18 protein-coding genes and 6 pseudogenes are annotated in these 25083 nt (G+C 51.1%); 7 read left to right on the forward strand and 17 right to left on the reverse strand.

The window, feature by feature from the left end; genetic code table 11:
* Positions 1–240: 240 nt before the first annotated feature.
* A complete protein-coding gene (locus AP057_RS04460; protein ID WP_055358154.1) occupies positions 241–1215 on the reverse strand; it encodes an MBL fold metallo-hydrolase in 975 nt (324 codons plus the stop codon).
* Positions 1216–1467: 252 nt separating this feature from the next.
* Positions 1468–1788 (reverse strand): hypothetical protein, encoded by a 321-nt coding sequence (locus tag AP057_RS04465; protein WP_015375079.1) that lies wholly within the window; start codon positions 1786–1788, stop codon positions 1468–1470.
* A gap of 199 nt (positions 1789–1987) precedes the next feature.
* Between AP057_RS04465 and AP057_RS04470 the strand changes: the two genes are divergently transcribed.
* Both AP057_RS04470 and AP057_RS04475 read left to right on the forward strand, forming a co-directional pair.
* Complete coding sequence (locus tag AP057_RS04470) at positions 1988–3301, forward strand: processed acidic surface protein (protein WP_055358155.1); 1314 nt, start codon at positions 1988–1990, stop codon at positions 3299–3301.
* Positions 3302–3895, forward strand: a complete 594-nt coding sequence (locus AP057_RS04475) for a class D sortase (RefSeq protein WP_014196058.1) — start codon at positions 3302–3304, stop codon at positions 3893–3895.
* A 45-nt stretch (positions 3896–3940) separates the two neighbouring features.
* Here the strand turns inward: AP057_RS04475 and AP057_RS04480 are convergent, their stop codons facing one another.
* Complete coding sequence (locus AP057_RS04480) at positions 3941–5098, reverse strand: CapA family protein (protein WP_055358156.1); 1158 nt, start codon at positions 5096–5098, stop codon at positions 3941–3943.
* 241 nt (positions 5099–5339) lie between these two features.
* On the opposite strand from AP057_RS04480, the gene AP057_RS04485 reads away from it, so the two are divergent.
* Entirely contained in the window at positions 5340–5774 is a 435-nt protein-coding gene (locus AP057_RS04485) for a hypothetical protein (RefSeq protein WP_055358157.1), read from the forward strand.
* Positions 5775–5924: 150 nt separating this feature from the next.
* Here AP057_RS04485 and AP057_RS16025 read toward each other — a convergent pair.
* Positions 5925–6134: pseudogene (locus AP057_RS16025) on the reverse strand (PTS transporter subunit IIC); the annotation flags it as partial.
* A gap of 233 nt (positions 6135–6367) precedes the next feature.
* Entirely contained in the window at positions 6368–8047 is a 1680-nt protein-coding gene (ilvD, locus tag AP057_RS04495; protein ID WP_049624951.1) for a dihydroxy-acid dehydratase, read from the reverse strand.
* A gap of 505 nt (positions 8048–8552) precedes the next feature.
* On the opposite strand from ilvD, the gene proB reads away from it, so the two are divergent.
* Positions 8553–9677, forward strand: a complete 1125-nt coding sequence (gene proB / locus AP057_RS04500; protein WP_055358159.1) for a glutamate 5-kinase — start codon at positions 8553–8555, stop codon at positions 9675–9677.
* On the forward strand, positions 9674–10918 hold the full coding sequence (locus tag AP057_RS04505; RefSeq protein ID WP_033017089.1) for a glutamate-5-semialdehyde dehydrogenase: 1245 nt from the start codon (positions 9674–9676) through the stop codon (positions 10916–10918). Before proB ends, AP057_RS04505 begins: the two co-directional genes overlap by 4 nt.
* Before the next feature lie 91 nt (positions 10919–11009).
* On the opposite strand, the gene AP057_RS04510 is transcribed toward AP057_RS04505, so the two are convergent.
* The 8 genes and pseudogenes from AP057_RS04510 to AP057_RS04535 form a co-directional block, all read right to left on the reverse strand.
* The gene (locus AP057_RS04510; protein WP_014196089.1) at positions 11010–11414 is read right to left on the reverse strand and encodes a GtrA family protein; all 405 of its coding nucleotides are present in this window, start codon (positions 11412–11414) and stop codon (positions 11010–11012) included.
* Positions 11386–11880, reverse strand: a pseudogene (locus AP057_RS04515) (glycosyltransferase); the annotation flags it as partial. The pseudogene AP057_RS04515 and the gene AP057_RS04510, both read right to left, overlap by 29 nt.
* Positions 11873–12051: pseudogene (locus tag AP057_RS16030) on the reverse strand (glycosyltransferase family 39 protein); the annotation flags it as partial. The pseudogenes AP057_RS04515 and AP057_RS16030, both read right to left, overlap by 8 nt.
* Positions 12052–12151: 100 nt before the next feature.
* Positions 12152–15406 carry a hypothetical protein gene (locus tag AP057_RS04520; RefSeq protein ID WP_053532256.1) on the reverse strand — a complete coding sequence of 1085 codons (3255 nt, stop codon included), beginning with the start codon at positions 15404–15406 and terminating at the stop codon, positions 12152–12154.
* Positions 15407–15616: 210 nt separating this feature from the next.
* Positions 15617–16183, reverse strand: a complete 567-nt coding sequence (locus AP057_RS04525; protein ID WP_053532257.1) for a shikimate kinase — start codon at positions 16181–16183, stop codon at positions 15617–15619.
* A gap of 6 nt (positions 16184–16189) precedes the next feature.
* Positions 16190–17005 (reverse strand): substrate-binding domain-containing protein, encoded by an 816-nt coding sequence (locus tag AP057_RS04530; protein ID WP_255350127.1) that lies wholly within the window; start codon positions 17003–17005, stop codon positions 16190–16192.
* Positions 17006–17089: 84 nt separating this feature from the next.
* Entirely contained in the window at positions 17090–17230 is a 141-nt protein-coding gene (locus tag AP057_RS18015; RefSeq protein WP_255350128.1) for a LacI family DNA-binding transcriptional regulator, read from the reverse strand.
* Positions 17231–17403: 173 nt separating this feature from the next.
* Positions 17404–17892, reverse strand: a pseudogene (locus AP057_RS04535) (CoA transferase); the annotation flags it as partial.
* A 366-nt stretch (positions 17893–18258) separates the two neighbouring features.
* On the opposite strand from AP057_RS04535, the gene AP057_RS04540 reads away from it, so the two are divergent.
* Both AP057_RS04540 and AP057_RS17755 read left to right on the forward strand, forming a co-directional pair.
* Positions 18259–19446, forward strand: coding sequence for an IS701 family transposase (locus AP057_RS04540; protein ID WP_055358160.1), 1188 nt, complete (start codon positions 18259–18261; stop codon positions 19444–19446).
* A 67-nt stretch (positions 19447–19513) separates the two neighbouring features.
* A pseudogene (locus AP057_RS17755) lies at positions 19514–20017 on the forward strand (endonuclease); the annotation flags it as partial.
* On the opposite strand, the gene ybaK reads toward AP057_RS17755, so the two are convergent.
* The 4 genes and pseudogenes from ybaK to AP057_RS04570 all read right to left on the reverse strand — a co-directional run.
* On the reverse strand, positions 20014–20514 hold the full coding sequence (gene ybaK, locus AP057_RS04555; RefSeq protein WP_033017071.1) for a Cys-tRNA(Pro) deacylase: 501 nt from the start codon (positions 20512–20514) through the stop codon (positions 20014–20016). The pseudogene AP057_RS17755 and the gene ybaK sit on opposite strands and share 4 nt — an antisense overlap.
* A gap of 141 nt (positions 20515–20655) precedes the next feature.
* Positions 20656–23262 (reverse strand): bifunctional acetaldehyde-CoA/alcohol dehydrogenase, encoded by a 2607-nt coding sequence (gene adhE, locus AP057_RS04560; protein ID WP_033017072.1) that lies wholly within the window; start codon positions 23260–23262, stop codon positions 20656–20658.
* A 251-nt stretch (positions 23263–23513) separates the two neighbouring features.
* The gene (locus tag AP057_RS04565) at positions 23514–24392 is read right to left on the reverse strand and encodes an IS982 family transposase (RefSeq protein WP_055358161.1); all 879 of its coding nucleotides are present in this window, start codon (positions 24390–24392) and stop codon (positions 23514–23516) included.
* Positions 24393–24826: 434 nt separating this feature from the next.
* Positions 24827–25083 (reverse strand): annotated as a pseudogene (locus AP057_RS04570) (UPF0236 family protein); the annotation flags it as partial.

Below are 25083 nucleotides of genomic sequence, written 5' to 3' on the forward strand. Positions count from 1 at the left end.
GTAATCGCCCCATTGGAGCGACAAATTTTCATGAAACCGATGGACAACGGTTGACCAGCCAGCTCCTTAGGCTATTTCGCTGCTTTTCCCCCTCACCATTCAGCAACAAAACGACATCGCCTCGCTTCACATCATACAGCCCAGTCATTGCTTTTTCCATCCGTTCAAGCCTTTCTTTGTTCGTCCATGCGCCACACAATAATACAAAAAGATTCCAACTCTCTAGCAGCTGGACATCGGTCATTGCCGATAAACGATTGCATGTCGATGCTCCTCTTTTTGCAATTCACCGACAGACACCAAATATTCCAAATGCGCCAATGTCTCAGCCACCGCAAACCGCCATTGATGCGCCGTCAACGGCTTATGGCCGAACACAAGATGGGCCACTTCATAGGCGGTGCGCCCCGATGTTGCTAGCGTTTTCATTTTTTGCAACCGTTGTTCGTGGTGGCGGAAAATGTCGCTGATCCGCTCGCGAAATTGGCGAATGACCGCGCCATGGGCAGGAAGAGCCACATCCACCTCCAGTTCCTCCACTTTGCGAAGCGAGGCAAAATATTGCTCGAGCGGATTTGGATAAGCGCCGGGCCATACACTAATGTTCGGAGTAATGCGATCAAGCACATGATCTGATGCAAGCAACTGGCGCGATTCCGGCTGATAAAAGCTGATCAATCCATCGCTGTGCCCCGGGACCGGGATGACCGCCCATCGCCGCTGCCCCAGCACAATTTCCGAACGATCCAAAACGGTTAGCACCGGAAACGGGCTAACGCGCAACGACAGCTTCCACATGCTCTCCTCAATGTCCGTTACCAACTCATCCGGCACACCATGGCGGCGAAACATGGCACCCACTTCGCTCGCTTGAACGCTCTCTTCCCCCCACACTCGTTCCGCCATCGCATAATCCGGCTCGCTGATCCAGACAGGCGCCTCCGTCTGCTGTTGCATCCACCCAGCCAAGCCAAAATGATCCGGATGAAAGTGAGTGATGTAAATGGCCTGAACATGCCGCGGTTTGATTCCAAGCTGCCGAAACACTGCTTCCCAAGCGCTAATCGCCTCTGGATAGCGAAAGCCGACGTCGACAATGCTCCATCCATCCGTTTCTCGGCATACATAACAATAAACATGCTTCATCGGAAATGGGACTGGGATCGGAACGCGGTACATTTCATCTCCTATCCGCTCCATTTCAATCTGCGTCATCCATTCTCTCCCCTTTTCTTTACATCAACACCTCTTTTTTTCACCAAACAACAAAGACAACTTAGTTTTATTTTATATTTCTGAATATTTAGTTAACAAAAATATTATGCTACAACCCTTCATCTTTTTCAACTTTGAAAACCATGGTTCTAAAACAAAGAAGGCGCCCCTCCCTATAATCGGGGCACCTTGTTAAGATCATCTTATATAGATCCAATACTAGGCCAATATACAGCGAGTCGCTGTATTTTATTATTTTGGATTTTTCTGATCGTTGATCTGCCAAGAAGCCATTTCTTCGGCAAACTCCGCCGCAGCAGGCTGCATCGTTCCCATCCGCCGGCTCATCCAGCGGTTGAGGCCGCGAATCACGTTTCGCATCGGTCCTTGCGTCATCGGCGCCATGCGTCTCCCTTGTCTCGCCCCCAACATCGCGGCTGCCACCGCTCCTAAGCTTACGCTGACGAGCGTCCAAATGGCGTTATGGTTTCTTCGCCGTCTAACAACCCCCAACCATGGATTCCACAACCCGCGGCCGCGCTGAACGCGGAACAGACGGAATAAGCGGTCCATTGTACCTCCACCTCCTTTTGCTCGACAGCTCCCGTTCAACGGTTAGCATACGTTTCCTCTGAAAAAGTCATACATGGAAAACATTCGATGCCAACGGGAAGTTCTTTCTATATAAAAAATTCCATATATTTCACTATTTTCAACCTTTTCATGTTCCTATATACTGAATTCGTATATACAAACAAACGGAGGTCACGACATGAAAAACATCGTTCCTTTTGCCTTGGCCGCATCCATCACCACTATATGGCCAGCTTCAGCGTTCGCCATTGAACGCAACGATCCAGCTTTAGAGCAGTATTTAAATGAAGCAGGGATCACAGTCGAAGAGCTGGAAAATTATTTGGACTATGAAGGCTATTCGCTCGATGAGTTTGACAGCGTGGACGAAATGCGCCGTGAGTTCGGCGAGCCGCTCACGGAAGAAAATTTAGCTCAGTTGCTCGCCAAACACGGATTGACCGAACAACAGCTTCGACAAATGCTCATCGACAATGGAGAAATGGAAGAGTCACAGGCCATTACTGATGTGTTTTTATTTTACAATGATCTGGAAGAATATATCGAACTGTTTAAAGATTACTCCGTTCCAATCACGGATGAAACGCTGGCCGCCTTTCTAAACGAACGCGGAATGACAAAGGAAGAGCTCATCGCCCTTCTTGATCGGCATGGCGAATCGTTGGCCGATTACCACTCGATCGGCGAGCTGAAAGATATCGTCGATTATTATCGAAATTTGACGCCGTTGACCGAAGAAACATTAAACAAATTTTTACAAGAAATTGGCATGACGAAAACGCAATTGGAAAAACTGCTGTCTAAAAACGGCGATTCGCTTGACAATTATGCGACGGTCGAGGAACTGTCGGAGGCCGTCATCGACTACTTGCTTCCGGATTTAGACGAGCTTGGTTTGACGGACGCAGAGTTGGAAAAGCTCTATCACCATTTTGAATCGCTTAATATGGAAGATCCACAATTCGCCGAGAAAATGGAAGAAATCGGCCAACGGCTTGAGGCGATCGGTGCGTACGATTTTACAAGCGTTACGGAGCTATCGCCAACGCAAATCGCTGAGATCGCCAATGTATGGACCGACCTGCTTTCCACATTTCAGCTGGAAGCGAAGTTTTATTTGACAAAAGGTGGCGAGAAAAAGCCGCTCAGCCTGTCGACGCTGCTGACAATGGAATCAGCGAACGGCTACGATTTGCTTGTTGAAATTTACAGCACCGAAGGCGAGCTGCTGGCTGATTTTGTCGTGACCGAAGAGATGTTTGCCTCCGACATATTCGATGAAATCGGCGAAGACTTGCAACAGAGCGGCCAGGCAGCGAAAATCGAAAAAGTGGTGAAACCGGCGCCGCCGAAACCGCTGAAGCGGACCGAAGCCGGAGCGAAACTGCCGAAGACGGCATCCCCGTATGCCGCTTATATGCTTTTTGGTTTGACCTTAATCGGTGCTGGCGCATTCCTTGTCCGCTTCCGCCAAGGAGCCGAGGCGAAATAAATGAACCGGAAACGGCTCGTGCGCTTTTTTGGAGCAAGCTTGATCGCAGCAGGAATCGCCGTAGCCGCCGTTAGCGGCTTGAAGTGGAAAAACGGCTTGGAAGCGGTCAAGCCGCTGTCTGTTGAAATAGAGAGACAAACAGGCGCTGCGCCGATGCAAATCCAAAGTTCACTCTACCCAAAACAGCCCAAAATCGGCGAACAAATCGGCGAACTCATCATCCCGAAGCTCAACATGAGCCTAGCGATTTACCACGGTACAGATGAAAACGAGTTGGAAAAAGGGGTCGGCCATTACGCCGGCAGTGTCCTGCCAGGAGAGGCGGACAATTGCGTGCTTTCTGGCCATCGCGACACGGTCTTCCGCCGTCTTGGCGAAGTCGGCCAAGGCGATATCTTGATCGTCCGTACGTCCGCCGGCACATTCACCTATAAAGTGCGCAAAGTGCGCATCGTCGACGCCGACGACCGGACGGTCATCGTTCCAAAGCCGAAAGCGACACTCACCGTTTCCACGTGCTATCCGTTCCGCTACGTCGGCCCTGCTCCGCAGCGGTACGTGCTTGTTGCCAACTTAATCAATGATCGCTCTTAACCTTGCAAAAAGCGAAAGGATGGCCAAAACAAGGGCCATCCTTTTTTACTTCACTTCGTACGCGGTCCAAGTCGGCTTTTTGATTTTCGCCGACAGCGAGACAATTTTCCGTTTCACTCGGGCTGCTTCCCCTCCCGCTAACGGCATCGGCTGATAATTGTTTCTTGTCGTCACCGATGAAATGCGAAATGGGATGACGCGGATTTCTTTTTTGGCCGTCCGCTTGCCGTTTTGAAAAGAGAACACTTGCTGGAAGACAAACGTATCTTTGTCGCTCGGATTTTTGTTTCCGCCGAACATAAAATTGCCGAGGCTGTAGACGATGAACTTCCCTTTATACTCCTCAATCCCTTGAATGACATGCGGATGATGGCCGACGACCAAATCGGCGCCGCTGTCAATCGCAAAGCGGCCGAGCGCCTTTTGCGTGCTGTTTGGCACATAGCTTCGTTCCACTCCCCAGTGGAAATGGACTAGAATGATGTCGTCTCCTTGTTTCCGAAGCGTGCGAATATCGTTGGCGATTTGCTTGCGCAACGTGCTGGTATTGCTCCAACCTTCATAGCCGAGCGCCCCGACTTGAATGCCTTTGACCGTTTTCATGAGCCGAAGCGTACGGCCGAAATAACCGATCTTTTCTTTTTTTAGACTGGCGATCGTATCGTTATATCCTTTTTGCAAGTAATCGTATGTATGATTATTGGCCAGATTCACAGCATCAATGCCGCCATAAGTTAAGATTTTCGCATAACTCGGGTGGCCGCGGAAACGAAATGTCTTGCTTGCCTTGCGCGTCGAGGTCGTCAGCGTCGTTTCCAAATTGACGGTCGTAAAATCGTCCTTTTTGAAGATCGGCTCAATGTATTTCGTAAAATAGCGCAAGCCGTGCTTCTTTGCTTCTTCATCAAACGAATACGCATAGCCATAATTTTCATCGCGCCCGAGCGTCACATCCCCCGCCGCGCTGATGGTGATGCGCACCTCGCTCGGGTTCGGCGCCGCTTGTTTGGCAGAGGCTGACGCTATCACCATCTTATCGATCGGACTCGGCAGCGGTGGATGCTCGATGGTTTGCCCCGCCAGTTCGTTTGGCGCTGCCAGCACTTCCTCGACGCCGCGATCAGCCGCATTGCTGCAGGAAAATAAAAAGACGGACGCCATACACATAAGCGCCACATTTCTTCCCTTGATCCATGCGTTCATATTCCCTCTCCTATCAATCTATTTTCTTCAAACTACCACAACTTCTGCTAATGACGTATTCAACACACCCCCTATTTATCCCTTTTCTTTCCCTCAATTTAGGAGTGATGACCTAGCCAAGCCATGATATAATGAGCTTGTAGGCGTTTCCTCTCCTATTTCCACATCTTGGACTCCTCACGTTTCATGGTCGAAACGCCCCAAGTGAATCCCATCTTTAATAATGTAAGGAGGTTTCTTCATGGAAGAGCTGTTGCGGCAGTTAACCACACTTGTTCAAGGGCTTGTCGATGACATGTCCGTCCTGAAGCAAGACATGCAAACGGTGAAGCAAAAATTGGGCCAACTTGAACAACGAATGGACAAACTGGAACAACGGATGGACAAACTGGAACAACGGATGGACAAGCAGGAAGAAGAGTTGCGCTGGCTGAAAGAGCAGATGAAAGAAAACACGGACATGATCAAAGCGATCCGCGACAATCAACTCGAACAGCGCAGCATTCAAGACGGCATGCGCCATGAAATCGCCAGCCTCCGCGGAGAAATGGCCGGCATTCGCGAGCAAATGGCGACAAAAGAAGACATCTCCCTCATTCATCAGCGGCTTGATTATCAACTTGGCCGCATCGCGAAAGTGGAGGAGGAGATGTATTTGCTGAAGAAAGTAGATTGACACTCCACACGCTTAAAGGCATGGGATTCTTGGATCGTTTGCGTCCTCATCCATTTCTGGTTCGGACAACGCAAAAGCTTCGGGGGGTGTCATCACCCCGTCCCATCGGGTTAGGATGTACCCCATGGGCGGCGCACCTGTGACCAGTGCGCCTGCTAGTACGACATAGACTCCTGCAGCAAACGTGATTCCTTGCATAAGAGAGAAGAAAAGAAAATTGACACCGCCGCTTAACTCCTTCTCGATAAACGATTTTCCGGCAAACGGAGCAACGACAAAAAATAACAGCACCATTGTCAACGACATAGCCACCGGTGTATCACGAAGAAAACTCTATGATTTTGGCGCTTTAATATCTTCAATATCTTCCCTAAATCCGTGACAAAACATCTTTACAATAGTCGCAAACTGTTGATACGATAAAAGAAGACGACGTTAACGACTTTTCATCAAGGAAACATTTCTAGAGGGAGGCGATGGACGCTCCTTTCCAAAATAAATGAAAGAGGCGGAAAAACCGCCTCTTTTGATTCTGATCGTCTAATGGCGTCCCTCGAGCGCTTGGAAGGGGACAACGCTCTTACAGAAATCCGCTAAATCCTCATAATCCCCCCCGTGCTCGCCGAGGTGACGTGTTTCGAGTAGCGGGCGAGATAGCCGGTTTTCACTTTTGGTTCAAAGCCTTTCCAGTTCGCTTTCCGGCGTTCGAGCTCTTCATCGGACAGCTTGACGTTGATCGTTCGTTTCACCGTATCGATCTCGATGATATCGCCGTCTTGGATGAACGCGATCGGTCCGCCTTCGGCCGCTTCCGGTGAAACGTGGCCGACGGATAGGCCGCGCGAGGCGCCGGAGAAGCGGCCATCAGTGACAAGCGCCACTTTGGTGCCGAGCCCCATGCCGACGATTTGCGACGTCGGCGCCAGCATTTCCGGCATCCCTGGGCCGCCTTTTGGCCCTTCGTAGCGGATGACGACAACATGTCCCGGCTTGATTTTCCCGCTGGCAATGCCCTCGAGCGCTTCCTCTTGGGAGTCGAAGACGATCGCGGGCCCTTCATGGCGCGTGATGCCGCCTTGCACCGCCCCGGTTTTAATGACGGCGCCGTCCGGCGCCAGGTTGCCAAACAAAATGGCGAGCCCTCCCGTTTCCGAATACGGGTTGTCAATCGGCCGGATGACGTCATAGTTTTTCACTTCGCAGCCGGCGATGTTTTCCCCGAGCGTTTTGCCCGTGACGGTGAGCGTATCTAAATGAAGCGTACCTTCTTTTTTCGCCAGCTCGTTCAACACGGCCGAAACGCCGCCCGCTTCATGCAAGTCTTCGATGTAATGGATGTCCGACGCCGGGGCGAGTTTGGCCAAATGCGGCACGCGCGCCGCCACTTCGTTGATGCGCTCAAGCGAGTACTCGATGCCGGCTTCGTTGGCGATCGCCAGCGTATGCAGCACCGTATTCGTCGAGCCGCCAAGTGCCATGTCGAGGGCAAACGCATTGTCGATCGCTTTTTCGGTGACGATGTCGCGCGGTTTGATGTCATGTTCGATCAAATACATCAGCTGCTTTGCCGATTGGCGGACCAGCTCTTTGCGCGCTGGGTCAACCGCCAAAATCGTGCCGTTGCCCGGCAGTGCAAGCCCGAGCGCTTCAGCGAGACAGTTCATCGAGTTGGCCGTAAACATGCCCGAGCACGATCCGCACGTCGGACAGCCGTACCGTTCGAGTTCTTCAAGCCCTTTCTCATCGAGCGTTCCCCCTAAATACGCCCCGACGCCTTCAAATACAGATGACAGTGAAATTTTCCGCCCATCCTTCGTCACGCCGGCTTTCATCGGTCCCCCGCTGACGAAAATCGTCGGAATGTTAAGACGCATCGCCGCCATCATCATTCCCGGCGTAATTTTGTCGCAGTTCGGAATGCACACCATGCCGTCAAACCAATGCGCCGAGATAACCGTTTCGATCGAATCGGCGATGATTTCCCGGCTCGGCAGCGAATAGCGCATCCCGATATGACCCATCGCAATACCGTCGTCAACGCCGATCGTGTTCATTTCAAACGGCACGCCGCCCGCTTCGCGAATCGCTTCTTTCACGATTCTCCCAAACTCTTGCAAGTGAACGTGCCCCGGAATAATGTCGATGTATGAATTCACCACCGCAATAAACGGTTTATCAAAGTCTTCTTCTTTTACGCCCGCCGCTCGCAATAGGCTTCGGTGCGGAGCACGGTCAAATCCTTTTTTGATCATGTCGCTGCGCCGTTTTTTCATCATCGGTCCCTCCATCATGCGGTTTGATTGATTGCTAGTATTGTACCACTTTTTCTAATAGAAAGACAATTACCTTTATTATGAATTCGTTTTCAAAATCCACTTCGAAAAAACAAGTCAGAAAAATCAGCCTTTCCTCTTGACAACCGGAGCATTTGGCGTCATAATTTCTTACAAATTGCACTCCTTGACAAGAAAACAACAGGAACGGCACGGGACTAGTAAACCGAGGGAACGCGCCAGAGAGTGGAACCCATAGGCTGGAAGGTTCCTCGCGGGAAGCCGGTTGAACCTGCCCTAGACGGCCGCTTATGCAAACATAAGCCGCACGCCTGCGTTACAGGCTCGAGGGGGCGCTTTAGGCGCCAAAAAAGGTGGTACCGCGGAACGCTTTTCCGTCCTTTTGCGATAAGGAGGAAAAGCGTTTTTTATTGGCCGGCCGCTTCGCAGGACGGCTAGGCAATCCAACTCATGCCATTCAACACGCAAAGGAGGGAGGAACGCGATGAAACGGCAGCGCGTAGTGGTCAAAATCGGCAGCAGCTCGCTCACCGATCCGAAAGGTGGCCTTTGCCGCGACAAGCTGCACGGCCATGTTGAAGCCATCGCCTATCTGAAACAGCTCGGCCATGACGTCATTCTCATCACGTCCGGCGCTGTCGCCGCCGGGTTCGGGCCGCTCGGCTACCCGGCGCGGCCGACGACGATCGCCGGCAAACAAGCCGCGGCTGCCGTCGGGCAAAGCTTGCTCATGCAGGCGTACAGCTCGGCGTTCGCCCAATTCGGCTTTACGGCCGCTCAGCTGTTGTTGACGCGCAGCGACTTTTATAGCCGCGAACGGTTTCGCAACTTGTTCGCCACGATGACGACGCTGCTCGAACACGGGGCGATCCCGATCATCAATGAAAACGACTCCGTTTCCGTTGAAGAATTGACGTTTGGCGACAACGATATGCTGTCGGCGCTTGTCGCCGGCTTTTTGCACGCCGATGCGCTCATGTTGCTTACCGACATTAACGGGCTGTATGACGCCAACCCGAAAACGAATCCACAAGCGAAAAAATACACCTTTTTGCCGCACATTACCGACGAAATGATCGAAGCGGCCGGCGGCAGCGGCTCGGCAGTCGGCACCGGCGGCATGCGCTCAAAGCTTCTCGCCGCTCAAAAAGCGTTGTCCTTCGGCGTCAGCGTCTTTATTGGCACCGGGCGAGGCAAAGAAGCACTCGCCGATATTTTAGCCGGAAAAGGTGATGGGACGTACATCGGCGCCCCATTTCCGAAGCAAATGCAAATGCACAAGCAATGGATCGCGTATCACGCGCCTGTCGCCGGCACGATCACCGTCGACAGCGGCGCGGAGGAAGCGCTCCTTGCGCGCGGCAAAAGCTTGCTTCCCGCCGGCGTCACGGCCGTTTCCGGCGACTTTCATGCGATGGATGTCGTCGATGTTGTCAATGAGAAAGGGATCACGATCGGCCGCGGCCAAGTGTATTATGCCGCCGCCGATTTAGAAAAAGTAAAAGGACTTCCGAGTGAGGAAGCGCGGCAATACTCTTACCTTCACCGCCCGGAAGTCATCCACCGCGACAATTGGGTCACGTTGCGAAAGGAGAGTGTATCGAAATGAGCGAACTGCTCGAAAAAGCCGAACGGTTGAAAACGGCGTCACAAACGTTAGCCATGCTGTCTACGAAAGAAAAAAACGCCGCATTGGAACAGATCGCCAAAGCCATCGACCGCGAACGCGCCTTCATTTTGCAAGAAAACGAAAAAGATATGGCCCAAGGCCGCGAGCAAGGGCTGTCACCGGCTCTGCTCGACCGGCTGCAGCTCACCGACAAACGAATGGATCAAATCATCGACGGCGTCCGCCAAGTCGCCTCGCTTCCTGACCCGGTCGGAGAAATCATCGCAGAGTGGACGCGGCCGAACGGGCTCCGCATCCAAACGGTGCGCGTGCCGCTTGGGGTCATTGGCATGGTGTACGAAGCGCGCCCGAACGTGACGGTCGATGCGGCGAGCCTTTGCTTGAAAACGGGCAACGCGGTTTTGCTTCGCGGCAGCACATCAGCGCTTCATTCGAACAAAGCGCTCGTTCGCGTCATGAAAGAAGCGCTCCGCACGACGACCGTTCCGGAAACGGCGATTGAACTGCTCGAAGACACGAGCCGGGAAACGGCGCAGCGTATGTTCCGTCTCAACAACTACTTGGATGTGCTCATCCCGCGCGGCGGAGCCGGGCTCATCCGCTCGGTCGTCGAAAACGCCACCGTGCCGGTGCTTGAGACCGGCGTCGGCAACTGTCATATGTTCATCGACGAATCAGCCGAGCGGCAAATGGCGATCAACATCGTCCTGAACGCCAAATTGCAGCGTCCGTCCGTCTGCAACGCCATCGAAACGGTGCTCATCCATGAGCGTTGGCCATATGCCGCCGACTTGCTTGAGGCGCTGCACGCCCGCGGTGTGGAGCTGCGCGGCGACGACCGCCTCGCGTCATCGCACCCGTTCATCAAACCGGCGACGGAAGACGACTGGCATGCGGAATATTTGGCGCCGATTTTAGCGGTTAAGCTCGTTGCCGATGTCGATGAGGCGATTGCCCATATCCGCCGCTACGGGACGAAGCACTCAGAAGCGATCATCACCGAAAACGAAGCGAACGTCCGCCGCTTTTTCCAAGCGGTCGACGCGGCGGTCTTGTACCATAACGCCTCCACCCGCTTCACGGACGGCGAACAGTTCGGCTACGGAGCGGAAATCGGCATCAGCACGCAAAAGCTGCACGCCCGTGGTCCGATGGGGCTTGTCGCCATCACGACAACGAAATCGCTCGTGTACGGGACGGGGCAAATTCGGGAGTCATAACGATGGCTGCAACGAAGACGGCTTCCTTTTTCACTAAGTTTCTAAAGCATAAAACGATCCGGACCCAACGCATGGCTTCCGGATCGTTTCCTTATTTTTCCATTTCCACAAACACCCAATAGCGGCTGCCGATAAAGTTTACCGCCATCCCGGCGATTGTCGCCGCCAGTTTCGCCAGCCAGAGCGATGCAAACCGTTCCGCGGCCAGCAAAACGGCAAGCGATGCACCGAACGACAGCCCGTTGACGACAAGAAAGCGCAAAACTTCCTTTATATTGGCTTTCCGTTTGACTTGAAACGTCCAACGCCGATTCCAAATGTAGCTGTTCGCCATCCCGGCGCCGTAGGCAACGGCTTGGGCAACCGCCGCCTTAGCGCCTGCAGCAGTCAACAAAAAAAAGACGGCGAAGTCCACCGCGGTATTGCTCACCCCAACGAGGCCAAACCGCCATACGGCTTGTTTTTCTTTACGGAATATACGAAGGCTTTCGTTCATGTTTCGTTCCGACTCCCCACGTTTCATTGACAATATAGAGCGGACGCTCTTTCACTTCATCGTAAATCCGGCCGATATATTCGCCAATCGCGCCGAGCATGAGCAGTGTCACCCCGTTGCCAAGCAGCACGGCCATCAACAATGACGCCCAGCCAGCGACCGTTGAATGAGCAAACCATTTAAGATAAAGGACAACGAGCATCTCTACCACACTGGCCGCCGACAACAAGAACCCAAGCCAACTCGCCAGCTTCAGCGGCTTGTATGAAAACGAGGTGATGCCATCAAGCGAAAACCGAATCATCTTTTTGAGCGGGTATTTCGTCTCGCCGGCGAAACGCGGCTCCCGCTCGTATTCAACCGCCGTCTGCCGGAAGCCGACCCAACTTACCAGCCCCCGAACAAACCGGCTTCGCTCTCTCATATAGCGTAACTGATCGCACACTTTCCGGTCAATAGCAGGAAAACACGAAGCTTGCCCAGCGCGCCGCTATCCGCCCGCCCACGGCTTGACGATCACGTACATCATCCACGTCGAGGCAACCCCCGCCAACGCTTCCGGAAGAAGCACGCTAAAATCGCTCACTCCGAACACTTTCACGCTCAACGCCTGCAGCCAAAGCGCCGCCGGCACTTTCCTGCTTGACGATCGGTTTGGCTTCTGCCTTCTGTTGTTTGAACAGGCGCCTGCTTTGATGAATGATCATGATGTCGAGAGGAGGCAAGCCCTTTTCTTTTTATTCCACTCCCTGCTGCTTTGCGATGTCCACGCGTGAAAACGCCTCTTTCATCACCTCATACGACTGCTTCAGCCGCTCATGATAGCGCGGCGCCTCCCACACCGGCCACGTGTACTCATAAAATCGCGCGGCCGGCAGCACATTCCCGTTCATCGCCGGGAAAGAAAACGAATCGTCTCCATCCTCAACGTACAAACCAAGACGAATGCCTTCAACGATGACACGGCTTTTGAGCCCGCCTTTCGACCACATGTCGCCCATCACCTCGCGCCGGCTCGGATCGGTCACGTTCAAAAGCGCCCATGGCAGGCGGATTTCGTACATATCGCCATCGCGGCTGACGCTGATATCCGTGAGTGAATCGTATGCCTCATCGTCGGGGTTGGCCGTGCCAAACCGCAACACCCCTGTTTCATATGAGTCGAACGGCACAGCCTTGCCGCGGACTTCCTCCAATTTTTTGTTCAACGTCAGGCGAATCGGGTGGTAGACACCGTTATCTTTGCGATTGGCGTACGGGGCCGCCGGCATCATATGCAGCTCTTTTCCGTAATGGAAGTAAAACGTGTCATAGTAGCTGTCGACAAGCAGCCGGGCGCTCTGTTCTCCATGAATGACCAAGGCAAAGTCAATTCCCGCTGTCCGGACGCCAGACAGGCCGGGCAGGAGCGATTGCCCTTGGTTCGGAATCGTGTCAAACGCCATGTAGACCGTCGTCCGATCGGTGATGCGTCCGCTGTCAAGCCGCACATACAAATACCCTTCATCGCTTGTGACGTACAGCGCCCGCTTGCCCTCTGTCCAAGCCGGCCGGATTCCGTTGAATGTCCAATCGTCTTTTCGGCCGTCGACCTTCATCATCGCGGCTGCGCTTGGACCTGGCTCAAACCGAAGCAATCCAAATTGTTGTTCGTTCGTCTGCACGTTCAGCCAAAACGGGCGGCGGTCCCGGTTGTCATAATCCATTGTGTTCCATGTCCGCTTGAACCATTCATCCTGCCAGGAAAACAACAGCCCTCCCGCCATCCACTCATGGACGATGTCCTCAAACAACTCCCGGTCGATCGTTCCTTGTTCTTGTTCCGACAAAAACCCCTGATTTTTCCCGTATACATTTCGATGCGCCATGCCGCGCGAAGAAGGAACGCCAAATTCAGCGACCAAAATCGGCATCCGGTGCGCCGCCTTCATGTCATGCAAGTAGGCGGCATAGCTGTTCTGCTCGCCGCGTTGGTCAACATAGCTGACGTATTTTTCCTCACGATTCAAAAAGTCAGGGTAATACGGATAAATATGGTATGACGCAAACAGCCCGGCCTGCAGCTCGTCAGTGGCGTACATGACATTCGGGTTGACGGAAACAAAATCTTCTTTCACAAACGGTTCGGCCGGATGGCGGAGGAGGTCGGTCGTCACCCAATTCGTAAAACTGACCGGCCGCTGCCAGCCGTATGTTTCCGTTTCATACGCCACCGCTTCGTCGATCATACGGGCCAGCCATGCCTCAAACGGGCTGGCTCCTTTCGTGTATACGTATTTGCCGCGGTAGTCGCCCTGCTTCGGGTGTTTTTCGTTCGTCGCCGCCACAACGTCCGGATCCCACTCGACACCGAAAATCCAGCCGAGAACATACGGAGAAAGGTCGTATCGGTACATCCCGCCGGCATGCCCAGGCCGTTTTGCAATGCGGGCCTTGCCATGAACGAGGTCAATCGTACGGCGAATGTCCGTGCGAAACGCCTCACTCACCTCAGGCGCCCACACATCCTTCGTCCGCAGCATCGTCCTTTCATCGATCCAGACGCCATGGAACAAATAAAGCGGCTGCTTCGCTATTTGGTTGTACTCGTAAAGCGCCTCGTAAAACGCCGGCGGATGGATCGTATAGACGCGGATGGCATTCGCCCCCATCGCCCCGATGTACTGCAGCCAGCGGAAATATTCTTCCTTCGTAATCTTCACCTCTCCCGGAAACGCGCCGGGTTTGCTGATGCCGAGGTTGACTCCTTTGATGAGCAGCGGCTCCCATCTCCCGTTGCGGTATACTTGCAAATAGTCGCGCCCGACCGTTCCCGCCAAGCGGACGCCGCTTTGTTCCACCGTTTGAACGGCGTCCTGCAGCTTGCCATCTTCCTTATATGCCTTGATTTCCCGCAAAATCGCTTTCATCATCGGCACGTACGCCTTCCAGTAAAAGGCCGCGCCGTTGTCCGAGCGGCCGTCCTCCGTCCATTTGCGCCATACATCCAGCCCCACGGTCTGATAAACGGAAGGCAGTTCCCCTTGATCAGCGTAATCGCCGCAAAAGTAATACGACTGATACGTCTTTGTCTCATAGCGGACAACGGCCGGAAAGGAAAACGGCAGCCCGATCGCCCGCAGCTTCTCTTTCCCGCGCTCAGACAGCGACAGCGTGTACGTTGCGAGCACCATGCGCTCATCAAGCGGCTTGACGATGTCAAACCAATACGAATACGATGTGCGCATCTTGCCGCCCCAACGGGCTTCCCCCGCTTTTGTGGAGGAAAACATGACGCCACCGCCGCCAAGGTCGCGCCGATCGAGGACAAGAAGCCGATCCGACTCATCGACCAACACCATACCCGGCCCGCGGAACGAAAACGCCTTTCCGTATTGCGCTTTGTAGTTTTCTTTCACCCACACTGGCACTTCCTGGCTGTTCAAATCAGGAAAATAACGGCCGATCCAGCCGGTCCACTCAAGGCCGAACAGCTGGGCAAACGAGGCGCGCACTTCTTTTTCTGTCGGATGGGCCATCGAATTGAACTCGGCGATCAACGTTTTCCCGCCTTGGCGGGCAAACCGCCAAAGCGACTCCATCTCCTGCCGCTCAAGCCCGCCGTACACTTTCGCCCGCGCGCCGTCCGTTTGCTTGTGGACAAACTCTTCCTCATATACCCCATATGTGTCAACGATATAGACCGCATCGTACCGTGCCATCTCCTTTGGCAGCGGCCGCACCTCGTACGTTTCATCCTGTTTCGGCGCAAACCCGGCGTAATCGCGCGCAGCTTTGTATCGCTTTCCGTTGCCGTGGACGTATTTTTGCTGATTCAAGACCCAAACGAGCCCTTGATGCTCGTGATACGACCGATCGGGCACCGTTTTGTCGACAATGAGCAAATCAAGCTTTGTTTCTGGTTTCAGCCACCAAAGCCAATAGGGCGCGAACAGAACCAGCACTGCCAAGACCATATACACATAAAGCCAGCTGAACACCCGCTTCTCCATCTCCCCACTCTCTCAATCTTTCACCTATTTCCCCTATTTATAACACACGAAACGATTGTCCGGCAAGAACAGGCGGATGCGGCATTCGAAATTTCTTTTTTGATCAACCGAAGTCCATTTCCAATCAAGTGGCGGCAACCCTTGCCAATGAGGAAATCAAAAAAGCAAGCCCCTTTGCCTAGGAGCTTGCTTGCCCGCGGCTAAATCCTCTCAACGGTTCGGCTCGTACACATCCCATGTCCATTTAATCGACTGAACAATTTGGTCCGCCGCCTGTTCAGCCTCGAGCTCATTGATAATGACGCGGGAATGATGGAGCGCATAGGCTGATTGGCGCTGGAAAAAGAGCTGCTCCACTTCTTCCAACGTTTTGTTTTTCAACACCGGCCGGCTGTCGGCAATAAGCGGCAGCCGCTCTTCCTTCCAATGCTCCCACGACAAGTCAAGGAAAAAGACGATGCCGTGGGCCAAACAGGCGCGCCGCACGTCTTCCTGCAAATACGCACCGCCGCCAAGCGAAAGGATTTTCAACCTCGTATTCGTACATAAATCAACGATCAGCTCCCGCTCAACCTGCCGAAAATACGCTTCCCCTTTTTGCGCGAACATCTCCGGAATCGACATCCCGTGCCGCCGCTCGATTTCCGCATCGACATCGATAAAGTCGCGGTATAACTTCTTTGCCACGAGCTGCCCGATCGTTGTTTTCCCCGCTCCCATAAAGCCGATCAAAATGATATTTCGCTCGCGAAGCGGGATGACCGTCTGCCTCTCCACGCTGCTTCACCTCTTTTCCTCTCTCTTCCCAGAAGACTGGCGAATGACAAGCTCTGGATGCAAAATCGTCCGTTTCGGTGCACTCGCATCCCCTTTCATGCGTTCATGCAGCTGCTTGGCCGCATAGGCGCCGATCTTCTCAGGAAACGCGGCGACAGTTGTGAGCGGCGGCTGAAACAGCGCCGATTCTTGAATATTGTCAAACCCGACGACCGCGATGTCGCGCCCTGGAACGATCCCTTCCTCTTTTAAGCCAAGCATCGCCCCAAACGCGACGACATCGTTGTAACAAAAGAGCGCTGTCGGCGGGTTCGGGTGCTGCAACAGGCGTTTGACCGCCATCCGCCCGCCTTGCCTTGTCGTCGCCGATGGCACAAGCAGCGTGTCATCCATCTCGATGCCCGCCGCACGCAACGCTTCACTGTACCCCGACCGGCGCGCTTTCCATACGGACGATTGCGGAGACCCACCGATAAAGGCGATGCGCCGATGGCCGCCTTCGAGCAAATGCTCGACCGCCATCCGCCCGCCGGCTATATTATCGATCCCAATATAATCAAACTGTCCGGCCGGAAGTTCATCACGGGCAAACAATACAACAGGAATATCCCACTGCCGCAGCCGCTCGAGCATCTCTGCCGAACATCCAGGAACCGGGCTCATGATCACACCGCCCACCCGATGCTCCAGCATCGTCGACAATAAGGCGTCTTGTTTTTCCGGCCGGTCAAACGTCGTGCCTAAAATGACCGTATATCCTTCCTGATCGAGCGCCTCATGGACGCCAACGAGCAATTCGAAAAAAAAAAAACGGGTTGTCAAGTTCGGTGATAATAAGACCCACTGTCGACGAACGCTGCGAACGCAAATTGGCCGCCACGCGGTCATAGACGTAGCCAAGCTCTTTCATCGCTTGGAGCACTTTTTTCTCGTTTCTTTCGAAATATTCGGACTCCCACGGACGACAAGAGAGGCGGTCGCCCGCGACACGCCGGCGTGTTTGGCGACTTGTTCGAGCGTCACGCGGGAACGCTTTTTATCTGACACCGTTCGAATCACCTGCTTTACCGTCGCTTTCACCTATCAAAAGTATAAAGGCTGGCGGCAAGCAGTGTCAATGCAAGTCGTGGGCTACCGGGAAAACAAACTTCGAAACAAAAAACCCGGCAGCCTCGCACAAGGCAAGGAGCCGGGAAGGTGGCAAGCCGCCGTTCGTTCATTCATATGATCTCGTTTTCTCGCAGCCGCTCAATGTCTTCCTTGGACATGCCAAGCATCGTTTGCAAAATCTCTTCGGTATGCTCGCCTAAATCCGGAGCAGTGCGGCGGATGGCGCCTGGTGTTTTTTCGAATTTCGGCACAATGCCGGGCATTTTAATTTTGCCAAGGCGCGGATGGGCGACTTCGATGATGTTTTCCCTTGCTTGGTAATGCGGATGCTCAAAAATATCTTTAATGCTCAAAATCGGGCTGACCGGCGGACGGTCCGGATACCCTTGCAAATACGTAAACCCGCTGAACGCCGTCGCCGGCGTGCCGAATCCGGCTTTCTCGCGAAACGGACCTGTTTGCCCGTAGCCCGAGACGCGAATCATCACCAGCTTCGGATTGATCCGCTTCAGTTCTTCATATCCGCCGCCCCATTTTTCGAGCGTGCCGGAGCGGAAATTTTCGATGACAATATCGACGTGGCGGACAAACTCTGTGAACTACCCACCACCTACGCTTCGCTTAGAGGTGGGGGCTTCAAGCGACTTGTGTGTGTTCGCTGAACGGTAAGCCACACACAAGAACCCTTTACGCTTCCCTTCGTTCCGAAGGTGTCCGTTCTAGCCATATTCTATCCTATTCGTTGGCTAACGCCAACCGAAATTCATCTCCCACTTTCACTGGTGCCGGCGCACCTTCACGTTTAGAAGTAGGAGACTTCTTTCGGAGGGAAGTTAAAAATATTCATCTGTAGATGAGCAAATTCACTTACATAAATTGACAACTAAACAAAAAAGGAGACATGAACCCGATTCCTTGGTTAGAATAGATGTACCACCAACTATCCACAAGGAGGTTCATGTCTCATGAATAGATTAGCACATCACCAAGGAATCCACAAGTTTTTCTTCACGCTGGGGTTGACGCTGCAGCTTTCCAAACCGGTCATCAAGCATCTCATTCATATTGTCGATGCCTTGACCACCAAGGGATTCTCGGGAACATTGACTGATATTCATTACTGGAGCTTTCAYCCGAATCATCGAACGACGCTCAGTCACTTTTTCACGAAAAGCCCTTGGAACGAGGAAAGGCTGCTTGGGAAGCTTCAAGAGTGGATCCTTTCCCAGGTCGAACGACTGGCCAAACGGAAGAATCAACCCCTTTTTGTTTCGATTGATGATACGATTTGCCAAAAAACRAAGCCTTCGTCACGGGCTGTGCACGCCATTCAAGGGTGCGACTGGCACTACTCGCATAAAGATCATCAATCGGTCTGGGGGCATTCGCTCGTTTGGCTGATGGTGCACACCTTCACGCAGGCGTTCCCATTTGCGTTCCGCCTGTATGACAAGAAAGCGGGAAAAAGCAAGATCGACCTGGCGATCGAGATGCTTTCCTCGCTCAAGGTGAAGCGGGCTCAGCSGGTGTATGTGCTCATGGATTCGTGGTATCCGTCTAAGAAGCTCATCGAAGCCTGTCTGAAACAGGGATTCCATGTCATCGCGATGCTCAAGACGAACCGGATTCTCTACCCGAAAGGCATCGCCATCCAAGCCAAGCAGTTTGCCCGCTATATCGAGTCCAAAGACACCCGCCTCGTCACGGTGGGGCAGGAGCGTTATCGCGTGTATCGCTATGAGGGGGCCATCCATGGCCTCGATGACGCGGTGGTGCTGCTGGCTTGGAAGGCGGATCAGCCGATGGCGCCGGAACATCTTCATTGCATCTTGAGCACCGACCGGGAACTCGGGGACGAAGACATCTTGCGTTACTAYGCYCAGCGYTGGACGATCGAGTGCTTTTTCCGGCAGGCGAAAGATCAACTGAAGCTGGATGGATACCGCGTTCGCCACATTCGGGCGGTGAAACGGTATTGGGCGGTGGTGCTGCTCTCCTGCGTGTACAGCATCGCCGAATCCCGCCAAAACCTCTCCACCGGGCTGGAGCTTCTTCGGTCGCGGAAAGACCACAGCGTCGTCGAGTTCATTTATGACGCTGCAAAGCAAGAGATTCCCATTGATGTGATCAAAAAACAGCTCCGTATCGCGTAAGGGGTACCCTGTTTGTCTCTCTAACCATGGAAATTATTGTAATGAAAAATGCTCATCTACAGATCCTATTATAAAGAAACATTCTTTCTATGTTTCTAAAAATCAGAATCCTTTATTTTGGAAAACTCGTAAAATCGTTGGGGCAACCATTCGTTGGCATGGACGCCCTCTCTCGTTTTATTCTTGTCATCTTGGTTGGTGGCATGATGAAGAAGAACCTTTCGGCGATCAGTTTGATACACTTCTTAAAAAAATTGAATATGAAGACGCTTTCTTCCTCATGGGCGATTTTAATAACGACGCCCACATTCGTGGAGAGGGCTATGATTACATGATGAGTAGAGGGCTTTATGACACATACGTACTAGCAAAAGAGAAGGATAGCGGCACTACGGTTCAAGGGAAAATTGATGGTTGGAATGAAAACGAAAAAAACTTACGCATTGATTTGATTCTATCAAACAAGCTTTTACACGTAAAATACTCTAAAACCATTTTTAACGGCCAAAATGGCCATGTCATTTCTGACCATTTCGGAGTAGAGGTAGAAATTGAAGACGGACTCGCCTAGTTGTGTCCGTCTTTTTCTTTTTCTTTTACAAGATCGACGAGCTTTGCACCCGTCATCTTCTGCAAATCATCGACGCACAGTTCGATTTGCATGCCAATCTTTCCTGCACTGACAATGATTTTTTTAAGTTGAAGAGCCGTTTCATCAATAAACGTGGCATATTGCTTCTTCATTCCAATCGGTGAACATCCGCCGCGAACATAGCCTGTGTGCTTTTCAATCTCATGAACAGGAAGAAGCTCTACTTTTTTCTCTTGTGCCGCTTTCGCTGCTTTTTTCAAATCAAGTTCCGCCTCTACAGGAATGACAAATACGTAAATCGTTCCGCTGCTTCCTTTTGTCACTAACGTTTTATAGACGGTTTTTGGGTCTTTTCCGATTTTTTTCGCTACGGATACCCCATCGATTTTTCCATCGTTGTTTTCATATGTCCACACATCATATAAGATGCCTTCTCGGTCTAATAGACGCATCGCGTTCGTTTTTGCTTGTTTCATCTCATTTCCCCTACCTATTAAGTAGCTTCATGTTTAGTTTACCTTGAACCGCTTTTCTTAACAACTTTTACGGACCAAGGGAAGCGAAGAAGTCTTTGATCATGATAAAAAGGGACATCCCCGCGGGACATCCCTGTTTCTTCATTCAACCCCTTTATACGCTTGGCGATAAATGTCGGCAAGGTCGCTGACTAATGGTAATTTTGGGTTGGCTGTTGTACATTGATCTTCAAAAGCTAGTTCAGCAAGTTGTTCGACTTTGCTTTCAAACTCTTCTTTGCTGACGCCTGTTTCCGCGATGCTTAATGGCATTTCAAGCTCTTTTGCAAGCTTGATAATCGCTTGAATGAGGCTTTCGACTCCTTCTTCCGTTGTGCGTGCTGGCAATCCTAAAATGCGTGCGATTTCCGCATAGCGTTTATCCGCGATAAAATGTTCATATTTAGGGAACGCTACAAATTTCTTCGGTTTTGTCGCGTTATAACGAATGACGTGCGGCATTAAAATCGTGTTCGCACGTCCGTGCGGAATATGGAATTCTGCGCCAAGTTTATGCGCTAAACTATGGTTAATGCCTAAAAATGCGTTCGCGAATGCCATACCGGCAATCGTTGATGCGTTATGCATTTTTTCGCGCGCCACTTCATCGTTGCCGTTTTTGTATGCGCGTGGCAAATATTCAAAGACGAGTTGAATGGCTTTTAGTGCTAATCCGTCTGTGTAGTCGTTTGCCATGTTCGATACGTACGCTTCAATCGCATGTGTTAATACGTCCATACCTGTATCCGCTGTAATATGTTTTGGCATCGTCATGACGAATTGTGGGTCAACGATGGCGACATCTGGTGTTAACTCGTAGTCAGCAAGCGGATATTTGACGTTATTTTTCTTATCTGTAATGACCGCAAACGATGTCACTTCTGAACCTGTACCAGATGTTGTTGGAATCGCGACAAATTGCGCTTTTTGACCGAGTTTTGGATATTTAAATACGCGTTTACGAATATCTAAAAACTTTTGTTTTAAGCCATTAAAGTCGGTATTTGGATGTTCATAGAACAGCCACATCGCTTTCGCCGCGTCCATCGCCGAACCACCGCCGAGCGCGATGATGACGTCTGGCTGGAACGCATGCATCATGTCGGCACCTTTCATCACTGTTTCAATTGATGGATCTGGTTCAACTTCTGAGAAAATTTCGCAATGCACATAATCTGGACGTTTACGCAAATAGTATAACACTTTATCGACATAGCCGAGCTTCACCATACCTGGGTCTGTAACGATAAAGGCACGTGAGATGTTTGGCATTTTCGCTAAATATTGTGTCGCATGTTTTTCAAAATAAATTTTTGGTGGAACTTTAAACCATTGCATGTTTACATTCCTTCTCGCTAATTTTTTAATATTAATTAAGTGTGTCGCACCCACGTTTGTCGAAACGGAGTTGCCTCCAAACGTACCGCAACCGAGCGTCAATGACGGAATGTATGCGTTGTAAATGTCCCCGATCGCTCCTTGTGAAGATGGTGCATTAGAGATGATTCGTCCTGCTTTCATTCGCTTACCGAATTCAAGAATGACGTCTTGATTTTCCGAATGAATGACAGCGGAGTGGCCAAGTCCACCAAATTCAAGCATTTCTTCTGCTCGTTTTAACCCTTCTTCTGTGCTATTCACCTTATAGCACGCCAATACAGGACTTAATTTTTCACGAGAAAGCGGCTCTTGCGGACCGACGCTTTTTAATTCTGCGACAAGAATTTTCGTATCAACTGGAACGTCCACACCGGCCATTTTTGCAATTTCATATGCTGGTTTACCGACGATATTCGGGTTTACTGCACACGTATTTTCATTAATGACAAGCTTTTCGACTTTTTTCTTTTCTTCTTCATTTAAAAAGTAACATTTGTTTGCGATCATTTCGTTTTTCACCGCATCATATATTTCTTTATCAATAATGACCGCTTGTTCAGATGCACAAATCATTCCGTTATCAAACGTTTTTGAAAGAATAAGGTCGTTCACCGCGCGTTTAATATTTGCTGTTTTTTCAATATAACAAGGTACGTTACCAGGTCCAACCCCTAATGCTGGTTTTCCTGAGCTATATGCTGCTTTGACCATGCCTGCTCCACCTGTCGCAAGAATAAGCGAAACACCAGGGTGATGCATAAGTTGTTGCGTTGCTTCAACGGAAGGTGTTTCGATCCATTGAATACAATGTTCTGGCGCACCGGCCGCAATCGCTGCATCACGTAAAATGCGTGCCGCTTCACTGCTGCATTTTTGCGCGGACGGATGGAACGCAAAAATGATTGGATTGCGCGTCTTGATTGAAATAAGCGCTTTAAACATCGTAGTTGATGTTGGGTTTGTTACTGGTGTAACCCCAGCGATGACTCCAACAGGCTCAGCAATTTCAATAATACCTTCTTGTTCATTTTCGCGAATAACGCCGACGGTTTTATCATATTTGATGTTATGATAAATGTATTCTGTCGCAAAAATGTTTTTAATGATTTTATCTTCATACACGCCACGTTTTGTTTCTTCAATCGCTAACTTCGCTAAATACATATGTTTGTCAAGTCCAGCTAACGCCATTTGCTTGACGATATGATCAATCGCTTCTTGATCGTAATCACGAAACGCTTTTAACGCTTTTTGCGCATTCGCGACGAGCGTATCGATCATTTTTGTAACTTCTTTCTTTTGGTCTAATACTTTTTCATCAACAGCCATATAAGACCCTTCCCCTCCTGTATTGTCCTTGTGAAGTTTTTCACAAGTTAATTGAAAATAAAAATATGATTGTTTTCACATTCACATTATAACGGGGGTAAGCCTGTTTGTGTGTGTCAGTTTTGTGAAATATTGAGCAAATATGTTGTATAAGAGAACCGCTTCTTATAAAGAAGGCGGTTACTCACACACTGGATTGCGTGGAATCTTTTCAAACGAAATATCGTTGTACCCGTGGTGCTAGTTGAGCTTTAGCGCTCAACTAGCCCAAGTGTAACCAGGGAATAAGCTAACAATATACCGTCTAGTGCCACTTCAAATCCGATAATCGAATTGGCTCGGATCCCCGTGATGCGATAGTGGTCAACCAGGACCGAGAACACCGTCTCGATCACTTTGCGTTTTTGTTGGATCCACTGCTCCCATGTCTCAGACGCACGATGTTTCTGGTTTTTTCGAGACGGAGTCCAAAGCGCCATTTGGTATTCTTCGTACAGCCTTTTTTGCAAGTCACGGCTAATGAATCCTTTGTCCCCAAAGTTATACGGGTGGGGAATTTGGGTCATCACGCTTTCGGCTGCGATTCGATCGTGGCAAGATGCTTCCGTCACCACATACCCCATTGGCAGCCYTTGATCGGTCACTTGAAGGTGCAGCTTCAACCCGTAGTACCATTGCTTTTTGGAAGCGCAATACCCGATGTCGGCGATCTCTTGAAACCGTTTRACGCGATGCATTCTTGCCGTATGGCACAACGGGAGCGGCAAGCTGTCMACGACGGCATAGGCATGATGTTGACCGCGTTTTGCCAGCTCATGCCGGATCCATTTGATGGCGAAACCAAGCGCCCGGCAACGGCGGTTGTATCGGGAGCGTTCAAGAAACGAGCCGTTTGTGAACAAATTTCCCGTGACAAAACGATGCCATGCCCGTTCGGATGTAAAACCGAGCAGCTTTCCTAAAAGATGAATGGCGATGATGACAGCGTCCTCTTGCTTGACCAAATGGCGATTTCGACGATGAAGATGCACCTGAATGCATGAAAGTTGAGCAGAAACAAAAACGAAAATGGCGGCATATTGCTTTTGAATCTTGGCCCGATCTGTAGTAAAATGAAAGTGCTCTTGCATGGGGATTCTCCTTTCGAATGGCAGGTCGCACTTTCATTCTACAGGAGATCCGCCAGCAAGGGCTATTTTTATGCTTGTTTGAGTTTATCTAGCACCACGGGTTTACACAAACATAATCTTTCTATGGACAGGCGTGTTGATTATCCAATAAAATCCAAAGGGTATAGAAAAAAGAGCACCTTTCCTGTAGAATGTGAGTAACGACACAAACAAACCCAGGAGGTGCTCTCTATGAACAAGCATACCACACTCCCGAATTTGATGCAAAAACTTGTTTCGGATGGAGTCAGTCAAGACTTTGTGGAGAACATTTTTTCGGTTCACTACGGGTGTTGTCAATCACTAGTTAGCGAACCATTTTCAGGAATTGATATCGTAAGCGCTTTCGGACTCTCATCCCTCATCTTGAAGTGATGATATTGTATTCCATTTTTTTACACCCAACCAAAATCCCGAAGCGCCGACAACGCTTGATGGATCGGCGTCCCGGATGACCGCTGCAGACACGGTAGATTCTGACGCACCACATCTGCCCACAACCGTCCTGCCTTCCGTTTGGCCTGTTCAACCCGCTTGGACTTCGTCGAGGCCGAGGCTGCCGTTCGGGTCTCTTCTTCCTCCACCAACTGCCCATTTCTCCGCCAAATCCCGTCGATTCGGGCTGCCATCGCCCTCAGAAACGCCCGAAGCC

Source organism: Geobacillus sp. Sah69 (genome assembly GCF_001414205.1).
GTDB lineage: Bacteria > Bacillota > Bacilli > Bacillales > Anoxybacillaceae > Geobacillus > Geobacillus stearothermophilus.